General features: G+C 54.7%; 17 protein-coding genes and 9 pseudogenes. 17 read left to right on the top strand and 9 right to left on the bottom strand.

Features of this window, described 5'->3' with window-relative positions; genetic code table 11:
* Positions 1 to 11: 11 nt before the first annotated feature.
* The 8 genes and pseudogenes from ACWWJF_RS26055 to ACWWJF_RS26020 all read right to left on the bottom strand — a co-directional run.
* Positions 12 to 1,172 (bottom strand): ABC transporter permease, encoded by a 1,161-nt coding sequence (locus ACWWJF_RS26055; protein WP_455871344.1) that lies wholly within the window; start codon positions 1,170 to 1,172, stop codon positions 12 to 14.
* Positions 1,165 to 1,401 (bottom strand): hypothetical protein, encoded by a 237-nt coding sequence (locus tag ACWWJF_RS26050; protein ID WP_455871343.1) that lies wholly within the window; start codon positions 1,399 to 1,401, stop codon positions 1,165 to 1,167. The genes ACWWJF_RS26055 and ACWWJF_RS26050 overlap by 8 nt, the downstream gene beginning before the upstream one ends.
* A 195-nt stretch (positions 1,402 to 1,596) precedes the next feature.
* A pseudogene (locus tag ACWWJF_RS26045) lies at positions 1,597 to 3,086 on the bottom strand (ATP-binding cassette domain-containing protein); the annotation flags it as partial.
* Positions 3,083 to 4,082: pseudogene (gene hlyD / locus ACWWJF_RS26040) on the bottom strand (secretion protein HlyD). The pseudogenes hlyD and ACWWJF_RS26045, both read right to left, overlap by 4 nt.
* Positions 4,083 to 4,114: 32 nt before the next feature.
* Positions 4,115 to 4,606, bottom strand: coding sequence for a transcriptional regulator CecR (cecR, locus tag ACWWJF_RS26035; protein WP_455871342.1), 492 nt, complete (start codon positions 4,604 to 4,606; stop codon positions 4,115 to 4,117).
* A gap of 127 nt (positions 4,607 to 4,733) precedes the next feature.
* Positions 4,734 to 5,902: pseudogene (locus ACWWJF_RS26030) on the bottom strand (IS3 family transposase).
* A gap of 60 nt (positions 5,903 to 5,962) precedes the next feature.
* A pseudogene (locus ACWWJF_RS26025) lies at positions 5,963 to 7,104 on the bottom strand (IS3 family transposase); the annotation flags it as partial.
* Positions 7,105 to 7,198: 94 nt separating this feature from the next.
* Positions 7,199 to 7,390 (bottom strand): annotated as a pseudogene (locus ACWWJF_RS26020) (TetR family transcriptional regulator); the annotation flags it as partial.
* Positions 7,391 to 7,832: 442 nt separating this feature from the next.
* Here ACWWJF_RS26020 and ACWWJF_RS26015 point away from each other — a divergent pair.
* Positions 7,833 to 8,547, top strand: a pseudogene (locus tag ACWWJF_RS26015) (TonB-dependent receptor plug domain-containing protein); the annotation flags it as partial.
* A 6-nt stretch (positions 8,548 to 8,553) separates the two neighbouring features.
* Here the strand turns inward: ACWWJF_RS26015 and ACWWJF_RS26010 are convergent.
* Positions 8,554 to 9,885: an IS4 family transposase gene (locus ACWWJF_RS26010; RefSeq protein WP_455871341.1), complete on the bottom strand. Its 1,332-nt coding sequence runs from the start codon at positions 9,883 to 9,885 to the stop codon at positions 8,554 to 8,556.
* A 162-nt stretch (positions 9,886 to 10,047) separates the two neighbouring features.
* Between ACWWJF_RS26010 and ACWWJF_RS26005 the strand changes: the two genes are divergently transcribed.
* The 16 genes and pseudogenes from ACWWJF_RS26005 (at position 10,048) to ACWWJF_RS25930 (ending at position 21,085) form a co-directional block, all read left to right on the top strand.
* On the top strand, positions 10,048 to 10,797 hold the full coding sequence (locus ACWWJF_RS26005) for a TonB-dependent receptor (RefSeq protein WP_455871340.1): 750 nt from the start codon (positions 10,048 to 10,050) through the stop codon (positions 10,795 to 10,797).
* 75 nt (positions 10,798 to 10,872) lie between these two features.
* Positions 10,873 to 11,013 carry a hypothetical protein gene (locus tag ACWWJF_RS26000; protein ID WP_455871339.1) on the top strand — a complete coding sequence of 47 codons (141 nt, stop codon included), beginning with the start codon at positions 10,873 to 10,875 and terminating at the stop codon, positions 11,011 to 11,013.
* Between the two features lie 45 nt (positions 11,014 to 11,058).
* A protein-coding gene (locus ACWWJF_RS25995) for an IS5 family transposase (protein WP_455871338.1) occupies positions 11,059 to 11,903 on the top strand; the annotation gives its coding sequence in 2 pieces (ribosomal slippage) (positions 11,059 to 11,404 and positions 11,404 to 11,903; 846 coding nt in all).
* Between the two features lie 10 nt (positions 11,904 to 11,913).
* A pseudogene (locus ACWWJF_RS25990) lies at positions 11,914 to 12,120 on the top strand (TonB-dependent receptor); the annotation flags it as partial.
* Positions 12,110 to 13,087, top strand: coding sequence for an ABC transporter substrate-binding protein (locus ACWWJF_RS25985; protein WP_455871337.1), 978 nt, complete (start codon positions 12,110 to 12,112; stop codon positions 13,085 to 13,087). The pseudogene ACWWJF_RS25990 and the gene ACWWJF_RS25985, both read left to right, overlap by 11 nt.
* Positions 13,084 to 14,073 (top strand): FecCD family ABC transporter permease, encoded by a 990-nt coding sequence (locus tag ACWWJF_RS25980; RefSeq protein ID WP_455871336.1) that lies wholly within the window; start codon positions 13,084 to 13,086, stop codon positions 14,071 to 14,073. The genes ACWWJF_RS25985 and ACWWJF_RS25980 overlap by 4 nt, the downstream gene beginning before the upstream one ends.
* Entirely contained in the window at positions 14,066 to 14,362 is a 297-nt protein-coding gene (locus ACWWJF_RS25975; RefSeq protein WP_455871335.1) for an iron chelate uptake ABC transporter family permease subunit, read from the top strand. Before ACWWJF_RS25980 ends, ACWWJF_RS25975 begins: the two co-directional genes overlap by 8 nt.
* Entirely contained in the window at positions 14,355 to 14,747 is a 393-nt protein-coding gene (locus tag ACWWJF_RS25970; RefSeq protein WP_455871334.1) for an iron chelate uptake ABC transporter family permease subunit, read from the top strand. The genes ACWWJF_RS25975 and ACWWJF_RS25970 overlap by 8 nt, the downstream gene beginning before the upstream one ends.
* A gap of 45 nt (positions 14,748 to 14,792) precedes the next feature.
* Positions 14,793 to 15,138, top strand: a pseudogene (locus ACWWJF_RS25965) (IS5 family transposase); the annotation flags it as partial.
* Between the two features lie 179 nt (positions 15,139 to 15,317).
* Positions 15,318 to 15,818, top strand: a pseudogene (locus ACWWJF_RS25960) (IS5 family transposase); the annotation flags it as partial.
* A 70-nt stretch (positions 15,819 to 15,888) separates the two neighbouring features.
* Entirely contained in the window at positions 15,889 to 15,978 is a 90-nt protein-coding gene (locus ACWWJF_RS25955; RefSeq protein WP_455871333.1) for a hypothetical protein, read from the top strand.
* A gap of 26 nt (positions 15,979 to 16,004) precedes the next feature.
* Positions 16,005 to 16,202: an iron chelate uptake ABC transporter family permease subunit gene (locus tag ACWWJF_RS25950; protein ID WP_455871332.1), complete on the top strand. Its 198-nt coding sequence runs from the start codon at positions 16,005 to 16,007 to the stop codon at positions 16,200 to 16,202.
* A gap of 9 nt (positions 16,203 to 16,211) precedes the next feature.
* Entirely contained in the window at positions 16,212 to 17,039 is an 828-nt protein-coding gene (locus ACWWJF_RS25945) for an ABC transporter ATP-binding protein (protein WP_455871331.1), read from the top strand.
* A complete protein-coding gene (locus tag ACWWJF_RS25940) occupies positions 17,032 to 17,829 on the top strand; it encodes an IucA/IucC family C-terminal-domain containing protein (RefSeq protein WP_455871330.1) in 798 nt (265 codons plus the stop codon). The genes ACWWJF_RS25945 and ACWWJF_RS25940 overlap by 8 nt, the downstream gene beginning before the upstream one ends.
* A 197-nt stretch (positions 17,830 to 18,026) precedes the next feature.
* Positions 18,027 to 19,391 carry an ATP-dependent RNA helicase RhlE gene (rhlE, locus tag ACWWJF_RS25935; RefSeq protein ID WP_455871477.1) on the top strand — a complete coding sequence of 455 codons (1,365 nt, stop codon included), beginning with the start codon at positions 18,027 to 18,029 and terminating at the stop codon, positions 19,389 to 19,391.
* A 305-nt stretch (positions 19,392 to 19,696) separates the two neighbouring features.
* Entirely contained in the window at positions 19,697 to 21,085 is a 1,389-nt protein-coding gene (locus ACWWJF_RS25930) for an MFS transporter (protein WP_455871329.1), read from the top strand.
* The last annotated feature ends 38 nt before the right edge of the window (positions 21,086 to 21,123 follow it).

The raw sequence follows: 21,123 nt of genomic DNA, 5'->3' as shown, positions 1-21,123 counted from the left end.
GCGATCCCTCCCTAATCCAATCTGCGCCGCGTTTTTAACGCGGTCAGCCCGATGAAAAACAGCGTGGCAAGGCTTAAAAAGCCCAGATTGACCAGCAAGATGCTGACCACGTTACCCGTGAGGAATAAGCTTTGCAGCGTACTGACGAAATAGCGTGCGGGAATGATGTAAGAGACGGCGCGTACCAGCGCCGGCATGCTGTCAATTTCAAAGATAAACCCGGAGAGCATGACCGCCGGCAAGAATGCAGCGTTCAGCGCTACCATCGCCGCATTGAACTGGTTGCGTGTCAGGGTGGAAATCAGCAGTCCCATACCGAGGGTACAGGCAAGAAACAGACTGCTTATGCCAAACAGTATCCAGAGCGATCCACGGTAGGGAACATGCAGCACGAAGACGGCCACCACCATGCACAGCACCATGGCTATCATGCCCAAGCCATAGTAGGGGATTAACTTGGCCAGTAGCAGCTCTGCACGCGTAACCTGCGTTGACAGCAGTGCTTCCATGGTGCCGCGCTCCCATTCTCGGGCAATCACTAATGAGGTCAGAATGGCACCAATGACGGTCATGATAATGGTGATGGCACCGGGAATGATAAAGTGTTGGCTGATTGCTGCCGGGTTGAACCAATAGCGCAGTTGTACCTCAATGGGTTGCGTAAAAGAGCCCCCCTGAGCCAACGCACGCTGTTCCTGCCAGACCTTCCAAACCCCTTGCACATAGCCGGAAACGAAATTGGCGGTATTAGGCTCACTGCCGTCAGTGATCACCTGTATCGAGGCCAGTCCTCCGGGTTGTGACAATTGCTCGGCGAAATTGCCAGGAATGGTGATCAAACCGCGAATACGCCCCGCTTGCATCAACTGGATCAATGTTTGGCGGTCGCGGCTGATGGTCGGTTCAATATAGGGTGAAGCGGCAAAGGTTTGGGCTAAATCGCGCGCCGCTTCACTCTGCTCTTCCAGCAGGATACCGACGTGTAAGCGACTGGAGTCGAGGTTGATGCCATAGCCAAAAATAAACAACAGCATTAATGGGATGACAAAGGCGATCAGACTGCTGCTGGGATCGCGCACAATCTGCTTGCTCTCTTTGCGACACAATGCCCGCAAGCGTCGCCAGGAAAAGGCGGTGCTGTCCGACACGGGGTTGCTGTTGGCATTAGTCATGGGCATTCTCCGTGTCGTAGGACTGAATCAAGGCGATAAACGCCTGCTCCATGCTGGGATCGGGCATGTCTGGCGTAACCGCCTGCTGCTTTAAGGCATCGGGTGTGCCGCTGGCAATCAGCTTGCCGCGATAAACCAGGCCGATACGATCGCAATATTCCGCCTCATCCATAAAGTGAGTGGTCACCATGACAGTCACGCCCCGGCTGACCATCCCGTTGATGTGCATCCAGAACTCCCGGCGGGTGAGGGCATATCGTTATACACATCTTTCTAACGCACTGTTTAATCAATGAGTTACGGGTTTATCTCAGAGTGGCATTTTGAACCTCAAAAAGCCAATGGGATGGCTTGAATGCCTTAATTCACGGGGTTCTGAGCATCCTGTTCAAAAAATGGCCAAAAGATGTGTATAACGATATGGGGTGAGGGGATCGACGCCAGAGATGGGTTCGTCAAGAAACAGAATATCCGGCTCGTGCATTAAGGCGCAGGCCAGAGCTAAGCGCTGTTTGAATCCAAGCGGTAAGGCGTCCGGCGTTTGTCGGCTTATCGGCGCAAAGTTGAATGCCTGCGTCATTGCCGCGACTTTCTCGCGTTGTTGGCGGCCACGTAGACCGTAGACGCCAGAGAAAAAGCGCAGGTTTTGTTCTACCGTCAGGTTACCGTACAGAGAAAATTTCTGTGCCATATAGCCCAGATGCTGACGCGCTTTGCCGGAGCTGATTTTAAGATCCATGCCCAGCACGCGCGCATGGCCTTCACTGGGCGTGAGCAACGCGCACATCATCTTGAAGGTGGTTGATTTCCCTGCACCATTGGGGCCGAGCAGCCCGAAAATCTCGCCGCGGCGCACGGTAAAATCGACCCGCTCGGTTGCGATAAATTCACCAAATTTTTTGGTCAGATGACGGGCTTCGATCACCTTGTCATCGCCATCATCGGGAATGAACGGCATAATGCGTGCCAGTGAGGAATCCCCCTTGGGGCCACCGCCTAACAGGTCGATAAAGGCATCCTCAAAGCGGGGGCTGTCGCTTCGATGTCGTCCGGCGTCAGCGGCAGTGTGTCACACAGGCTGGACGGGGTTGCGCCTGCCTTCAGCATCAGACGCACATATTTGCCTTGAATGACGCCGTCACTGACGGCGGGGTGCTGCAATGCCTGTTGCAGCAGCGTGCGGTGTGCAACGCCATCGGCATGTGCCAGCACGCAGCGACCGGCCATGGTGGCGGTAAGATCTTGCGGCGCGCCGCGATACAGCAATTCGCCGTTATTCAGCAGCAGCACATCACGACACTGCTCTGCCTCATCGAGATAAGACGTGCTCCACAGGATCAGCATACCGTCGTCAGCGAGTTCGTGCACCATGCGCCACAGCTCGCGTCGTGAGATGGGGTCAACCCCGACGCCCGGCTCATCCAGCAAGAGTACGTTAGGCTGGCCCAGCAGGGTACAGGCCAGCCCCAGCTTCTGCTTCATGCCGCCAGAAAGTTTTCCCGCCAGACGCGTGGTAAAGCGCGCGAGGTCGGTAAACGTCAGCAAGCGTTCAAAGATTTCCTGACGCTGTGTGCCGGTAATGTCGCGCAGGTCGGCGTAAAACGTCAGGTTTTCCATCACGCTCAGGTCTTCATACAGCCCAAATTTCTGCGGCATATAACCAAGGATGGCGTGCAATTGCCGGTCATCCTGTACCGGATCGAGCCCCATCACGCGCAGAGTCCCGCTGCTCGGTGTTAACAGACCGGCCAGCATACGAATCAGCGTGGTCTTACCCGCGCCCTCAGGCCCCACTAAGCCGATAACCGCACCCGCATCAAGCGTGGCGGTCAGCGGTTTCAGCGCGGGCGTGGTGCTGTCAGGGAAGGTTTTTTCTACCCCATCCAGCGTAATGCGTGGCATGGGACTGTTCATGGCGTTACGCTATCAGTAGCAAAGCGCAACGTCACCGGCATCCCTTGGCGCAGCAGGTCGTCCGCATCGTTCACGATGATACGTAGCCGATAAACCAGATCGGTACGCAGCGCCGGGGTTTCTACGCTTTTGGGGGTGAATTCTGCGCTTGGGGGACACAAATCCGACCGTGCCGTGGTAGGGGCTGTCTGGGCGGCTGTCCGTATAAATCAGCACTTGTCGTCCTGGTTTCGCGTGCCCAAGCTGTGGCTCATCAATGTAGGCACGAATCCACACCGGACGGGTTAACGAGAGCGTAAATACGGTACCTCCCGCGCTGAGCATGCTGCCTGCTTCTGCGGCACGGGTGAGGATCACGCCATCAGAAGGGGCGGTAAGCGTGGTATCGCTCAGATCGAGAATGGCCTGTGCCTGTACTGCTTGCGCCTGTGCCAGTGCCGCCTCGGCGGCGGCAATCTCTTGCGGACGGTTGTCGCTTTCGAACTGGCTCAATTTCTCTTTAGCAGCTTGCAGCGTAGCAAGTGCCTGTTGACGCGCCGAACGGGCATCGTCTAACGTATTTTGTGCTACGGCACCCTTGCTCCACATGCCTTGCTGGCGTTGATAGAATTTGTCGGCGTACTCATAGGCGGACTGCGCTTGGTCCACTTGAGAACGCACTTGAGCAACCTCTTCACGCCGATAACCTTCCTGAAGCAGTGCCAGTTGAGCCGCCGCGCTGGCAACGTTGGCGTCAGCCTGGCGCAGCGCATTGTGGTGTGGTGCAGTATCCAGCGCAGCGATTGCCTGTCCTGCCTTAACGCTGTTCCCCTCATCCACCTGCAAGGTTGCCAGACGTCCACTGACGCGAAACGCCAGATTCACCGTACGAATATCCACATTACCGTACAGTTTAATGGGCGTGTCACGGCGTGCATAGTGCGCCCAGCCCGCGTAGAGTGCGGCTGCCAGCAGTAAAAGCACCAGAATGGTCACGCGCGATTTAACTTTATTCATGGAAGGCTTCACTTTTTGACCGGCTAAAAGCATCAGCGCTGTTGTGTGGTTCTCAGGCCGTCAAGCACCAGCGCTATGTGTTGTGTCACCACGTCGTTAATCACCAGACTCTGTTCTAAACCAATGTCGTCCCAGCCTGCTCGTAGTCGTATGGTTTCCCGGGCAAAGCGGAATGCCAGCGCTTCACCGATCAGCGCATGGGCGTGGATAACGGTTCTACGATCGTTGCTGTCTAGCCCGGTGTAGCCAGCGACCAGTTGCGTCATCAACTGATGCATGGGCGCGATAATGCGCTTGTGCATCAGCGGATAGGCATCTGTCGGTGATAACTGTTCGCGCGACATAAAGCGGCTGAAGTGCAACGTTTCCGGGCTGGTCATCAGCCGGGTAAAGTTCAGCACCAGTTTTTGCAAATACGCCATGTAACGCTCTGGCGTGCCTGCGGGCTGTTGCAGGTACTCGGTAATTTCTATGCGCAAAGGGAGATAGGTGTGCGCCACTTCATCGGCAATAGCGCTTGCCACTGATCTTGACCCACCATCTCCGGACAGCTTTTGTATCTTAAGTTAACGATGCCCGCTGGCGCCGATATTCTCTTGGGGAGTTGTATCCCAGCGCACTGTGCGGATGGTTTTCATTGTAATGTAGTGGTCAACTAATATTGGCCACCGCATTAGACTGTATGTAGAACAGTCGCTCAGATTCGTTTGGAGTTAAGCCGCCGTTATACCAGTGAGGCCGGATAGCGCTGTAATACCCCGTGATGTAGCGGATAATCGCGTCCTGGGCTTCGCTGAAGCTGTTGTAACCCTTTGTCGGCACCCATTCTGTCTTCAGGCTGCGGAAGAACCGCTCCATTGGCGCATTATCCCAGCAGTTACCCCGCCGACTCATACTCTGCTTTATCCGGCAGCGCCACAGGGCTTGCCGGTATTGACGGCTGGTATAGTGGCTGCCCTGGTCGCTGTGGAACATGACTCCTGTTGGTTGTCCCCGGAGTTCCCAGGCCATCTGCAACGCTTTAACTGTCAGCGCCGAGTCCGGCGACGTCGACATGGCCCAGCCCACCGGTTTGCGGGCGAACAGGTCTAGCACCACCGCAAGGTAAGCCCAGCATTTGCCCGTCCAGATGTAGGTCACATCGCCGCACCAGACCTGATCCGGCGCGGTAACCGCGAACTGGCGGTTGAGATAGTTCGGTATTTCAACGTGTTCATTGCCGCCGCGTTTGTATTTGTGAGCCGGTCGCTGGCAGCTGGCGATACCCAGCTCCTTCATCAGCTTGCCAGCCAGCCAGCGCCCCATTTTGACACCAGAGCTGCCGGTGACGATGGTCGCGATACTTCGAGCGCCGGCAGAGCCGCCGCTGGCGTTCCAGGCTTCCATGACGCGACTACACTTAACCACGCGCTCACCGTCGGGTTCATTAGCGGAAGCCTGCCAGTGCCTGTAGCTGCTGCGATGTACCTCAAAAGTTTGGCACAACGCCGTGACCGGGTATCGCGCCCTCAGCCTGTCGACTACCGTGAACCGTTGAGTGAGTCCGACATTAAGAGCGCCGTAGCCTTTTTTAGGATTTCGTTCTCCATTTCAAGGCATTAGACTTTTTTCTTCATCTCACGCAGCTCGAGCTGTTCAGGGGTAAGAGGAAGTCCCGTTGGCGTTTTTCCCTGTCGTTCAAGGCGAAGCTTATTGACCCAGCGACTAATGGCAGAATGGCTGACATTAACCGCCTCTGCGGCCTTAACGTATGTGTAGCCGTGGTCGACAACCAGCTTTGCGGCTTCGAGCTTAAATTCCGCCGTAAAATGTTTACCCATGAGGTCACCTGTCGTGTTGATGAGGTGAACATATCACCTCCGATCAGGTGGCCAGTATCAGTGTGCCACTACATAATGATTGAACGCCGCTGCAAGATTCTTCAGCGCTGTTCGCACATCGGGTTTTGGCATGAAGGCGATGTAATCTTCCTTCATCGTCTTCACGAACCGTTCTGCCATGCCGTTACTCTGTGGACGGCTCACTGCTGTTGTGCAGGGCTCCAGATTCAGTTCTCTGGCGAACTTCCGCGTTTCATGCGCTGTGTACGCTGAACCATTATCCGTCAGCCATTGCACTGGTTTATCCGGCAGCGCGCTACCGAAGCGTTTTTCCACCGACCTCAGCATCACATCCTGCACGGTTGAACTGTCATAACCCCTGGTGCTCGCTGCCCAGTCTATGGCCTCCCGGTCGCAGCAGTCCAGTGCGAACGTCACCCGCAGCTTCTCGCCGTTGTCACAACCGAACTCGAAGCCATCTGAGCACCAGCGCATATCGCTCTCTGCTACCGCGATTTTGCCTTTATGCTCCCGCTTCGGACGTTCAGTTTTATCGTGCAACAACAGCAGGTTATGCTCGCTCATTATCCTGTAAAGCCGTTTGGCGTTCACCGGTGGAAGTCCCTCTGCACGACGTTGCTTACGCAGGATACCCCACACTCGGCGGTAACCGTAACTGGGCATGTCGCTGATGATACGGAGGATGTCCGATAATATCTCAGCATCAGCTTCGTCATTACGCCGGTTGCTGCGCCTGTCCAGCCAGTCGGCAGAACGGTTAACCCGCAGTGACAGCTGCGCACGCGACACGCTCATGGCGCGGCTGACCAGAGCTATTCCCTGTCCTTTGGCAACAAGGGCGCGTGCGCTATCCATTTTCGCGACTGGCCGTACTCCACTGCTTCTTTGAGGATCTCAACTTCCATCGTCTTCTTACCCAGAAGGCGCTGTAGCTCCCGGACCTGCTTGAGGGCAGTCGCCAGCGCCGAAGCTGGAACCACTTTTTCTCCGGCCGCAACGGCGGTGAGGCTTCCTTCCTGGTATTGCTTCTTCCACTTAAACAAAAGGCTGGGCTGGATGCCATGCAGGCGGGCTACATGGGAGACGTTCATCCCCGGCTCCATTGTCTGCTGAATGATGGCGATTTTCTCTTGCGGAGTTTTACGCTTACGGACTTCTTGCCCTAACAGGATCCCGGTCATTTCAAAATTAGCATGATTGTTAGACATATATCTAAGCCTATCTCTTATATCTGGAGATACAGCTACTGTCTGGTGTTACAGGGGGCTACATCACCACCGCGCGATATAACCCCTCTTTGGAGTGAAAATGATAGGTGATAGCGGCAATATTCTGCCCGGCATGGCGGGCAATGTCGCGCGTGGTGGCGGCTTGCAGGCCAAACTCGCCAAACACCTCAAGGGCTGCCTGTAACAGTCGTTGCTTGGTGTGGTCGCCTCGTGTAGGCGACGTTGCCGGGAAAAGCATGGCATAAGCCCCATTCAATCAATCGTATGATTAAATTTAGTGGTTTTTGGGGTTTTTTATGTGATCTGATTCTCAGTTAATCGGTGCGATTGTTTCTTCTAGACAGATGCGCGTACCGCATTGGTGATTTCAGACGACAAACATTTTCTATATCCCTTTAATTTGTAATGAAAAAGATGTGATTGTTAGTGTAACGAAAATATAGCGTAAAACTTGTTATTACTATTATTGAATGTTAATAATTACCATTAACAATCTTATTATCTATAGTGCGTAAACATCAACGGTCTGGCTGCTTAAGGCCGGCCGTGCACTAGCAATGAATTCTGTCCGCCAACGCCATTCCTAATCGGAGTGGCGTTGGGCGGATTTTTTTATGCCGGGCCATGTGGGTTCCCGGCGTGTCATTACCAGGTGAAAACAGGAGGAGCGCGTGATTCGGATGAGCATGTTGTTGGCGGCAGCGCCGTGGGTCTGGGGGGTATCGCAATGTGCTTATGCAGAAGGTACAAATCGAACCGCAGGAAATGATGAAATGGTGGTCAGCGCGTCGCGTTCCAACGTGGAACAGCCTAAAGCACCACAGATGGTAACCATTATCAACCGTCAGCAAATTGAGCAACAGTTGCGCGTAACATCGGATTCATCGCAAGTGTTGAGTAACTTGTTGCCTGCCTTTTCTCCTAGCCGACAAAAAATGAGCGGCAGCGGTGAAACCTTCCGTGGTCGGTCGGCGTTGATTTTGGTCGATGGCATTCCACAATCGAATCCGCTACGCCCCACCGGACATGAAATGCATACCATCGATTTTTCCATGATCGAGCGGATTGAGGTTATTCACGGGGCCAATGCCACGAATGGTTTGGGGGGCGACTGGCGGCGTTATTAACCTGATCACTCGTCGCCCGGAAAACGGGGCGTTCAATCGGCATGTTTCCGTGCAAACCACTCTGCCCACAGAGAAAATCCGGGGCGAAACGGCCAGCTATAAAACCACTTACCGCGTCGATGGTCGCGTGGATAAACTCGATTACTTAGTGTCTCTGGGATATGAAAATCAAGGGCTTTACCTTGATGGTAACGGCCGGGCCATCGGTGTGGATAATACCCAGGGCGATACCATGGATTCCCGCGCTTACGATGTGTTGGCCAAGGTCACCTCGTTATACACATCTCTGTTCGTGCCTGAGCGCGCGTAGCGTTTCGGTGGCCGTCATGACTTTCTGCAAGCCTTTCCAGATAGTTTTTGCGCCTGGTTCACCGTCGCCTTTTCGAGCAAGAAAGCCTCCGAGTTGCGCAACTAAGCGCAATACTTCGTTTAGCTTAGGGCGGCCCTTGGGCATACGCTTGTTCATCAGTAGGTAAGCGCCATGAGTCTCGTCGGAATCAAAGAACAACATTGCGTCTAGCTCTGGACAGGTTCGTCCCATACGCATTAAATAGGCGATGCGCCATGCCACGATCATGAACAGCGCCAATGCCCGCTCAATGCGATCCACGGTCGATAACTGTAACGCTTCGACACAGCAGCCGTTCTTCAGCACATTGAAGAACATCTCGATTTCCCATCTAGCCCGATACCAGTCGATCAGCTCCACGATATCTTCTCGTCCTTCAGGTACGCGATTGCTCAGCAACCGCCACTCGACCGGCTTCACGCCTGCTGGCGGCTCAATTTCCTTGGCTATCACACAAGTCACTGCCAACCCGCAACGCAGCGACACTCGCTTCACGCGCAGCGCCTGTTTCACCGTACGCGCCTTCTGCCCCGCGCGAGCCGCCATAACGAATTGGATTTCTCCCACCGGCACGGTCTTTCCAACCTTCTGCCAAAGCTTCTCATTACAGTCCAGACTGCGATTATGAGTCGAGCGGATCAACCAGTCAGCCGGAGTGCCAAGGTCATCAGCGAGCTGCATCAACGCCTTGATATCCGCTTCGCGATCGGCTAAGTACACCAGACGTGTGTTTGGCAACTCCGAGGCGAGTTCAGCAACTCGCTCGTATCCCTCGAGCCAGCGCGTACTCTCCTTGAGCCCATCGCGTTTTCCGTCTGCATCCTTCGGCTCTCTTGCCCACATCCACGCATCCAGTACGCCCAACCCCACGCGATCCGGACTGACCGCGTAGGTCGGATGCAGGTACAGACCACGCCTGGCTTCGTAGTTCAAGGGACCCAAGCCTTGGATTTGCTGCCCGTTGAAGTCAAGCTCGGTAGTGTCTTGGATACACAGCACAACCTCGTGTTCTCGGATCCTTTCCTGCGTACGCTGCCAGTGAGGTTGCAGAATGTCTCGCCATTCGAATGCTTGGTTCTCCATGAAGCGGTAAGCACCCAGCGTCTCAGACCATCCGAGGCACGCATGCGGAATGCTGGCTTGCGGATTCTCAGCCAGCCGTATCAAAAGCCCTTTGGCACGCTTATTGAGCCTCGTGTCACCAAGATTTACCCCTTCCAGTTCTTGGTGTGCCCAGCCATCTGAATCCCGTGTCATTTTTCAGCGCCGTAAATGGCGATAGTACACGTCGGTTTCACTTCATTTACAACCCCACCGGCTGCCTATTTCAGCCCGCTAACCCTTGGCATATAAGGCGTTGCGGACTTGTGTATAACGAGGTGGGCCAAGGTAGGGTACTGACTTAATGACGATTAGCGCGTGCAATTGAGTGTCAACCGTTACCACATTAGCGGAGAAAATGACTACCTGAGCGTCGATGGCGTGCGTGCGCAAGGTATTCCGACCACCTCCGCGCGCGGTACGCCACCGGGCGATGCGCCGTTTAACAGTGTGTGGAGCACGGGTTTTACTTACGAGCACAACAATCTTGCGGGGTTCAAACTCTCGACGTTGTTATTCAGCCAGGAGTATGAAGCGCTGTTAGGTGCCACCAATTCGCAATCGTTTCAGGACACGACCATCGCGCCCAACAAAACGCTGTACGATCAATCTCGCGCGGTATCCTCCAAACTTGGGGCAAAACTCGCACTCACCCGTGACGACCTTCTGGAAGATACGTTGAAAGTGACGGCGGGTTTTGATGTGTTGCTCGATAAGAACAAGCAGGATCTCTATCTGACCAAACGCACCTATGTGCCGGAAATCGAATACACCAACTACTCGGAAGGGTTTGGCATGCCTGATGTCGGACGTGCACTGCGCGATATTGACACCGAAGGTGTCGATCTGAGCCGAGCGAATAACGTCAAACCGGTGGTTACCAAAAATATTGAGGCGGGTTTACGGGTGCAGCAGGGGGCTGTTGATTTTGAAGCCAGCTATTTCCGTTCCAGCGCGAAACTGGGGGATTCCGTTACGCTTAACAGCGATGACGATTTCGTTTCCAAGCGTGAGAAAACCCGCGTGCAAGGGGTTGAGGTCCGAAGCGGTTATAAGATTAATGAGTAGCATAAAGTCAATCTTTCCTATGCCCATACCGAAGGTAAGCGCGACAGCAATGGTGATGGCAAACTGGATAAAAAGATGACTGGCCTGAATATCGCGCTGGATCGGGTGATTGCCAGTTGGTCGGCAAGTTGGACGGAGAAGGTGAACACGTTTGTCCAAGGCAACTATGCCTTCAGCCGCAGTTTTGATGATACCGGACTAGGCTGTGTTCCTTAATCCCATGAGTTATACTAACTGTTTGTTTCTACATCATTTTTAACTATGGCTCGCTACGACCTTCCCGATGAAGCATGGGCTATCATCCAGCCCTTACTCCCTGCTGAACCAGCAACACCACAGGCCGGACGCCCATGGGCTGAGCATCGCATGATTATCAATGGCATGTTCTGGGGGCTGTGCTCTGGTGCCCCATGGCGTGATTTACCTGAGCGATACGGCCCATGGAAAACCGTTTATAATCGCTTTAACCGATGGTCAAAATCGGGAGTCATTAACATTATTTTCAATAAGTTACTTTCATCACTTGATGCCCATGGCCTCGTGGACTGGTCAGCGACTGCGCTGTATGGTAGCAATATCCGGGCGCTGAAATGTGCTGCCGGTGCTCAAAAAAACATCCCGATATCACCGGAGATAATGGTCTGGGTCGCTCTCGCGGTGGTTTTGGCACCAAAATCCATATGGCTACAGACGGAAGTGGTCTTCCGTTAAACATCGTGTTGAGCCCCGGTCAGGCTCATGAAAGTCAGTTTGCACTACGTCTTTTGGACGGTATTGGTGTTCAACGCCAGAACGGCAGTATGAAACGCCGTGGTCATGCGGTACTCGCTGACAAGGCGTACTCCGGGCATGTATTACGTAACGAGCGGAAAAACAGAGGTATAAAAACTGTCATCCCCCGAAAATCCACTGAAAAAATGGCGGTGGATGGTCGTTCAAAGCTCGATCGTGACGCCTACCGCAATCGGAACGTTGTTGAGCGGTGCTTTGGTCGTCTGAAAGAATACCGTCGCATTGCGACACGTTACGACAAAACGGCGAGGAATTATCTGGCAATGTTGAAACTGGGCTGCATCCGCCTGTTTTACCAGAGGTTATGTAATTAAGGGACACAGCCTAGGGTTCGACGTTTATCTGCTGGTGGATGCCGCCGTCGGCTACAAACTGCCTTATGGTCGTGTGAATCTGGCGGTTGCTAACCTGCTGGATAAACAGTACATCACCTACTATTCGCAGTCAGTGGGACTGGGGACTGCGGCCAATACCCGCTATTTCTCCGGGCGTGGACGTACCGTGACATTGGGTTACTCCATTGATTTCTAAGTGTCACTTATCCCATCTCGTGGTCCGTGGCTGCGGGATGGGAAGATACCTGATGTTATGGTTGGTGCTGCTGTTCCTGTCGTTACAGGTTACAACAGGCTGGGCGCGTCAGGTGTCACACGCGCTTGGCGTAACCGTGATTAACGGGCAGCCTAAACGGGTGGTTACCCTGTTTCAGGGGGCAACGGATACGGCTGTCGCGTTGGGGATAACGCCGGTAGGTGTCGTGGATTCCTGGATTGAAAAACCGACGTATCGCTATTTGCGTAGCGCGTTAGGTGATGTGCCCCATGTCGGGTTGGAAACGCAGCCGAATTTGGAAGCCATCGCATTGCTTAAACCCGACCTGATCATTGCATCACGTTTTCGCCATGAACGGGTGTATACCTTGTTGTCGCAGATCGCTCCCACGGTGGCGATGGAGGATGTGTTTGAATTCAAACGTACGGTACAACTGGTGGGGCAGGCGCTGGGCAGGGAGACGCAAGCACAGGGTTTGCTCACCGCCTGGCAGGGGCGAGTGTCGGTATTGCGCGACCGCCTGCGTGCTCATTATGGTTCTCAGTGGCCACTCCGTGTTTCCCTGATTGAGTTTCGTGATGACCATATTCGTCAATATTTAGCACGCAGCTTTGCCGGCTCAGTACTATCGAAAGTGGGATTTATCTGGCCGGGAATGCAGGCAGATTCGCTCAGCGTGATGCGCAAACTGAGTACGCCAGAGAGTTTGCCGGTGCTGGACGCCGATCTGTTTTTTGTCTTTATGCGCTCGGAAAAACCGGCGGTTACGCAACTTTACCGCACCTGGACAGTGCACCCATTGTGGCAACGCCTGACGGCCCCACAACGCGAGCAAGTCTACACCGTGGACAGTGTGGCCTGGAGTTTGTCGGGAGGCATTTTAGGTGCGAACCGGATATTGGATGAGATCACACAACGCCTACTGCCTACGGAGACAAAGCCATGAGGCCTGTGTGGGTGTTATGTGGCGGGGGGCTGCTGTTGATCATCTCCTGCTTTGCCAGCCTGATGGTCGGGGCGCAACCGATCGCGCCGCGCGTGGTACTGGCTGCATGGCTTCACCCGGATGCGACACAAATTGAACATATTCTGGTGCAGACCACGCGTCTGACACGCACTTTGATGGCCCTGACGGTCGGCGCCAGTCTGGCCGTTGCCGGGGTGCTGATGCAGGCGATGACGCGCAATCCACTGGCCTCTCCGGGATTATTCGGCGTCAATGCCGGGGCGATCTTCTTTATCGTCCTGAGCAGCGTGTGGATAGGTGCTGCATCACTGGCGACATTGGTGTGGTCCGGGTTTCTCGGTGCGGCAGTCGCGGGGGGATTGGTGTTCGGCATCGGCTCGTTGGGTCGTGGGTCTACAAGCCCTGTGAAAATTCTGCTGGCAGGGGCGGCGATCACGGCACTTTTCCTCTCGTTTACCCAAGCGATGTTGGTGATCAATCAGGACGGATTGGACAGCGTACTGTTTTGGCTGGCCGGCTCGGTGGCTGGACGTGAGAGCGATCTGCTGATGCCCTTGCTTCCCTATGTAGTTGTGGGGTTGGTATTCAGCAGGGTACTGGCACCGCATATTAATATTTTGGTTGCGGGTGATGACATGGCACGCGGGTTAGGAGTGCGTACCGCATGGATTCGCGGACTGATGGGCGTGTGTGTGATTGCGTTGGCGGGCAGTGCGGTGGCTATTGCGGGCAACATCGGTTTCATTGGTTTTATTGTGCCACACATGGCCCGTCGGTTGTGTTCCCACGACCACCGTTGGCTGATCCCCGCTAGCGCCTTGCTGGGCGCTTGTCTGCTACTTTGGGCGGATATGGTGGCACGCGTGGCGATTTTACCGCATGAACTGCCGCTGGGAGTCATGACCGCTGTGCTGGGGGCCCCTTATTTTATTGCGTTGGTTCGGCGGGAGGCGCGTCATGGCTAACGTTTACTCGCTACGTATCGGCATGTTGTCTCGTCGGGTGGATAGCCGCGCGTGTCTCTGGAATCTTGCACTGCTCGGTGTAACGCTGGTGACGATACTCTTGGTGCTATCGCGAAGTGTTGTGCCGCTCTCTCCGCGGGAGGTGATGCACATACTGTTGGCACCGCACCAGACTATCGAAGGTAACGCCTTTATCCTCTGGGAACTGCGGCTACCTCGCGTCGTGTTGGCGCTTATGGTGGGGGGCATTAGCGCTTTCGGGGCTGATATTACAGAGTCTGGTGCGTAATCCGTTAGCATCGCCCGATCTGCTGGGGGTTACCAGCGGCGCGTCTGCCGCAGCCGTCGCTTTTCTCTCTTTCGGCGCGGGTATGCTCGGGCAGCAATGGATGCCGTTGGCGGCTATTGCGGGAGCCTGGGGAACGGCGCTGCTGATCTACCTGCTGACCTGGCGACATGGTGTATCACCTTACCGTCTGGTATTGGTCGGGGTAGGAATCTCCGCCTTGATGGGGGCAGTGGCGACGGGGTTGCTGCTGCTTAGCCCATTCAATACCACACTCTCGTCATACATCTGGCTGACCGGCAGTGTTTACGGCGCTAACTGGCAGGATGTAACGTCTCTGACTGGATGGCTGGCGCTAGTCGCGCCGCTATTAGGCTGTGTCCCTTAATCCCATGAGTTATAATAACTGTTTGTTTCTACATCATTTTGAACTATGGCTCGCTACGACCTTCCCGATGAAGCATGGGCTATCATCCAGCCCTTACTCCCTGCTGAACCAGCAACACCACAGGCCGGACGCCCATGGGCTGAGCATCGCATGATTATCAATGGCATGTTCTGGGTGCTGTGCCTGGTGCCCCATGGCGTGATTTACCTGAGCGATACGGCCCATGGAAAACCGTTTATAACCGCTTTGACCGATGGTCAAAATCGGGAGTCATTAACATTATTTTCAATAAGTTACTTTCATCACTTGATGCCCATGGCCTCGTGGACTGGTCAGCGACTGCGCTGGATGGTAGCAATATCAGGGCGCTGAAATGTGCTGCCGGTGGGCTTTGTTGAATAAACAGATTTTATGCTACCAGCCCAGTAAAACGATTGTTTCCAGCAACGTAAAATCATGCAGTTAAGCATCATGAGAAAACGGAATGCCTGAGGTGATAAGCATTTTCTACCAAAATGGGCATAGTAAAACAGCACGATTCCCTATTATTCAACAAAGCCCTGCCGGTGCTCAAAAAAACATCCCGATATCACCGGAGATAATGGTCTGGGTCGCTCTCGAGGTGGTTTTGGCACCAAAATCCATATGGCTACAGACGGAAGTGGTCTTCCGTTAAACATCGTGTTGAGCCCCGGTCAGGCTCATGAAAGTCAGTTTGCACTACGTCTTTTGGACGGTATTGGTGTTCAACGCCAGAACGGCAGTATGAAACGCCGTGGTCATGCGGTACTCGCTGACAAGGCGTACTCCGGGCATGTATTACGTAACGAGCTGAAAAACAGAGGTATAAAAACTGTCATCCCCCGAAAATCCACTGAAAAAATGGCGGTGGATGGTCGTTCAAAGCTCGATCGTGACGCTTACCGCAATCGGAACGTTGTTGAGCGGTGCTTTGGTCGTCTGAAAGAATACCGTCGCATTGCGACACGTTACGACAAAACGGCGAGGAATTATCTGGCAATGTTGAAACTGGGCTGCATCCGCCTGTTTTACCAGAGGTTATGTAATTAAGGAACACAGCCTAGTATTGCTGGCGCGCCATGTACCGATCCATGAGTTGGACGACGATGTTGCCACGAGTGTGGGTGCCGCGCTGGAGCGGCGGCGTAGCGCATTGCTGTTGCTGAGTGTTGCGCTGGCCGGTACCGCGATCGCCCATGCGGGGCGATAGGCTTCGTGGGGTTGATTGCCCCCCATATGGCGAAACGTCTGGTGGGTCGAGCCTTTGTTGGCAGTGCGCTGGCAACGGTACTGATCGGTGCCAATTTGGTCGTGGTGGCAGATTGGGTGGGACGTACGCTCTTTTTACCGTTGGATTTGCCAGCAGGCATTTTTATTTCTGCGTTGGGCAGTCCTTTTTTTCTCTATTTACTGATCCGGCAACGTCATCATTAAGGCATAACGATGAATTCACCAAACCCTTTCCCGCTCTCAGGACGTGCACTGACGTTGCAATATGACCGGCAGCTGATTATTGAACATCTGGATTTGCAGGTGCCAGCCGGGTGCATCACGGTATTTGTCGGAAGCAACGGATGTGGCAAAAGCACCTTGCTAAAAGCCTTTGCCCGTCTGCTCTCGCCAACCTCAGGCTGTGTCATGCTCAACGGTGCGGATATTCATCACCAATCAACCCACGCCATCGCACGTAAGCTGTCAATTTTGCCGCAGACACCGATCGCTCCAGAGGGCATAACCGTGCGTCAACTGGTTGCTATGGGGCGCTACCCTCACCAAAGTTGGCTACGCCAGTGGTCGACGCAGGACGAAGAAAAAGTGCAGCAGGCGCTGAACAGTACCGGGCTGACAGCTCTGGGCGAGCGGGTGTTGGATACGCTGTCGGGCGGACAACGTCAGCGGGTGTGGATCGCTATGACGTTGGCGCAGGATACGGATATTTTGCTGCTGGATGAGCCAACCACCTATCTCGATTTGGCGCATCAGATTGAGGTGCTCGATTTGCTGCGAGAGCTCAACGAACAACACAGTAAAACCATCGTCATGGTACTGCACGATTTGAATCTGGCATGCCGTTATGGACATCACATGGTGGCGGTTCACCAGCGAGGCGTATTTGCGCAAGGCGCGCCGCAGGCGATCCTGACGGAAACGCTGATTAAAAAGGTGTTCGACCTCGATAGCCGCATCATCGCTGACCCGGTGTTCGGTACGCCGCTCTGTATTCCACTGGTGCGTTATGCGCCGAAACAGCAAAGCGTGTGCGATGCGTGATCTTTCCTTTCACGCCGAAGAACGGGCACATCTCGCCGCTCGTTTTAACCTGATTGCGACGTCGGAATATCCGTTCAGCAGCGCGGTGCCAGTATCGACACTCCCGGCGTCTTGCCAGCGTATGTTGCAACAGCTTGCTCCACGATTGGGTGCCCCCTCGCTGGGTATTACCGCGTCGTTGTTAAGCAAACGCGTGGCTTTTCTTACTACAGCGGCTGCCTTTTATCCCTTATCGATGTACAACAAAGGGCTAAACATGGCGCTGACGAACTGCCTGTTGGATACGCGTCATGATGGACATCTTTGGCAGTCGCATATGGTGATGGACGATTTATCGCTCTCAACGCCCCATTCGGATTTGGATCGCGCGAGTTGGCGTGATGCCCTGCTACGTGGCGTATTTGCGCAACATTTGACGCCGTTGTGGCATGTGCTCTCAGCGGCATCAGGCCTCTCGTCACGGATTTTGTGGGAGAATACCGCTGTACGGCTGTTTTCACTGTTTGAACATCGGATGCAAACCTCTGATGCGGCGACAGAAGCGCGTGTAAAACAGGATTTTTACTATGTGGTTCACGAGGCTCCTGGTGCACTGTTTGGATTGGACGCCAATCCGCTTACCGTCTATTTTCGCCCGCTAACCTGGGTGTCGGCGAACGGTGAGTGGATCCGCTTTCGTCGTACCTGCTGTTTTTACTATAAGGCCTCTCAGCCGCAGGAGTTCTGTCAAGTCTGTCCTTTGCTGATGCCCAATAAATCGCATCGGCTACCTTTTAGGAATAAGCGCTAATCGGATGGCATATCAGGAAAGTGAAATCTCTGTTACACTAGCGACCTTATGCACCGTAGTTTGTGCCCGTTCATTGTGGTTGTTGCTCACGTCGTTATTCCTTGGTTGATGGTGGCTCAGCAAACCCGCCTGATGTTCCCCCTGGAAACTGCACCGGCTTTGGCTCGGTCAGGGTGGATCTGGAGTTGTTTTCTCTTATGTCTTTTGCATCTCTCGGCCTGAGCGCCGATATTCTCCGTGCTGTTGAAGAACAGGGCTATCGTGAACCTACGCCGGTACAACGCCAGGCGATTCCCGTGGTGTTGTCGGGTCAGGATTTGATGGCCAGCGCGCAAACGGGCACCGGTAAAACCGCTGGCTTTACCCTGCCGCTGTTGCAACTGCTAAGCGCCAAGCCCAGTGACGTTAAAGGCCGTCGCCCGGTGCGTGCATTGATCCTGACACCGACCCGTGAACTGGCCGCTCAGATTGGTGAAAACGTGCAGGCATACAGCAAGTACCTGCGCTTACGCTCGCTGGTGGTGTTCGGCGGTGTTAGCATCAACCCACAGATGATGAAACTGCGCGGTGGCGTCGACATTCTGGTGGCAACGCCGGGACGTCTGCTGGATTTGGAACACCAGAATGCCGTTGACCTTTCTCGTATCGAAATCCTGGTGCTGGATGAAGCGGATCGCATGCTGGACATGGGCTTTATCCACGACATTCGCCGTGTGCTGGCAAAACTGCCCGCCAAACGCCAAAACCTACTGTTTTCAGCCACCTTCTCGGATGAGATCAAGGCGCTGGCCAATACGCTGCTGACACGACCTGCGTTGGTCGAAGTGGTGCGTCGCAATACGCCATCGGAGCTGGTGACCCAGAACGTGCACTTTGTCGATAAAAAACGCAAGCGCGAGCTGCTCTCTTTGCTGATCGGCAAAGAGAACTGGCAGCAGGTGCTGGTGTTTACCCGCACCAAGCACGGTGCTAACCATCTGGCTGAGCAATTGGGCAAAGATGGCATTACCGCCGCGGCTATCCATGGCAACAAGAGCCAGGGTGCTCGTACCCGTGCGTTAGCGAATTTCAAGGAAGGGTCGATTCGGGTGCTGGTGGCAACGGATATCGCTGCGCGCGGTCTGGATATCGACCAACTGCCGCATGTGGTGAACTATGAGCTGCCCAACGTGCCGGAAGACTACGTGCACCGCATTGGTCGTACTGGTCGCGCGGAATCTACCGGTGAAGCGCTGTCGCTGGTGTGTGTCGATGAGCATAAGCTGTTGCGCGATATCGAGCGACTGCTGAAACGCGAAATTCCACGCATTGCACTGCCGGGCTTTGAGCCTGATCCGAATATCAAGGCAGAGCCGATTCAAAATGGGCGCCAAAGCCAGCGCGGTGCGCCGCGTGGCGGCGATCGTTCAGGTAGTGAACGCTACAGTACGGCACCGCGCCGCCAGCGCAGTGGCGAAGGTTCTCCTTCTGGAGAACAACGCCGTGGCGGCCAGGGTAAACCAGCCGCATCGCGCCCGCAGGGTAACGGTCAGCGTCGCCCGGCGCGCGCCAGAAGCGAGTAATACCGCTTTTCGCAGGGGAACTGCTATTCCCCTCTACTCGCCCCTCGTCATCCTCGGCGAAAGCCGGGGATCTCTGTTAAACCAACGCAGGTTTTTCATCTGCCAGAGATTCCCGCTTGCGCGGGGATGACTGTTTTAGGTGGGTTTGTCAGAACTTCAAGGGGCGCTGTCGCTCTGTTGCATAGCTTTGCATGACATAGCCTTCTCTCTTCTCACAGGCTTCCCATTACTCTGGATTATCAGTAAGCTGCTTAACTCGCCTTCATCCGCAAGCCGACGCGCTTTGCCCGAATAAAGACTGAATAATGAGAACAGCCGCTCCCGGTATCACTGAAGATGGTCTGCCGACTCCGCAGCGCCACTATGCCATGTTGACCATTGCCATCAGCATTACGCTGGCAGTGATGGATGCTGTGGTCGCCAATGTGGCGTTGCCGGTTATTGCTACGGATTTCAACATTAGCGCGGCCAGCGCGATCTGGATTGTCAACGGTTATCAGTTGGCGGTGTTGGTATGCCTGATCCCGTTCGCGCGCTTGGGCGAAATTTACGGCTATCGTACGGTGTATATGTACGGGTTAACCCTGTTTATCCTGTCGTCTCTGGCCTGCATGTTGGCGAACAGCATGCCGTTGTTAACGTTGGCGCGCGTGGTGCAGGGCATCGGTGCAGCAGGACTGATGAGCGTGAACACCGCGTTAATCCGTTACATCGTGCCGCGCGCCAAGCTGGGCGGTGCAATTGGTATTAACTCGCTGGTGGTGGCTATGGCCGCCACCGTGGGGCCAACGCTGGTAGGGGGGATTTTATCCATCGCCACCTGGCCGTGGCTGTTTGCCATCAATCTGCCCCTTGGCCTCGCGGCCATTCTGTTGGCAATGCGCAGTCTACCGGATAACGATCGTAGCCAGCAGCCGTTTGATGGTGTGAGCGCTATATTGAGCGCTCTGATTATAGGTTTGGCCATTACCGCCATTGAGAGCATCGGTCATAAAAGCAATGCCGTGCTGATCGGTGGACAACTGGCGTTGGCACTGGTCGCTACCTTACTGTTGGTGCGCCGGGAAGCGTCTGCCACAGCACCGCTGTTTCCGTTTGATTTACTGCGCATTCCGGTGTTCAGTTTGTCGCTGGCGACCTCAATCGCTTCCTTCACCACGCAAATGCTGGCCTTTGTTTCTCTGCCGTTTCTGTTTCACCATGAACTGGCACTGACGCCGGCCGAAGTGGGGCTAATGATTACGCCCTGGCCGTTGGCAACTGGCGTTATGGCTATGGTGGCAGGAAAGCTTTCCGATCGGATGTCGCCCGCCATACTGGGCGGTGTTGGCTTGCTGCTACTCGCCGTTGGGATGTTGGCATTGAGCCAGCTTTCTCCCGTCACCACCATGGCCGGTATTGTCTGGCGCATGGCTCTGTGCGGCGCGGGGTTCGGGTTATTTCAGTCGCCCAATAATCGCCTGTTGGTCACGTCGGCACCGCGCCAAGGCAGCGGTGCCGCAGGCGGCATGCTGGGCACCGCGCGCCTGATAGGGCAGTCCAGCGGCACTGCGCTGGTGGGCATGTTGCTGGCGCGATTTGATATGCAGGGCCGTTACTATGCGCTTTATATGGGGTGCGGCACGGCGGCGTTGGCATGTCTGCTGAGTTTTACGCGTCAGGCCTTCAATCCCTCGGTCGCGGATAAAGGCTAGCGACAGCGTAACGCTTGCTTTTCCTGCCCGCCTCAGTA

It is taken from the genome of Symbiopectobacterium sp. Eva_TO, assembly GCF_053848865.1.
This window is presented reverse-complemented; position numbering and strand designations above follow the sequence as displayed.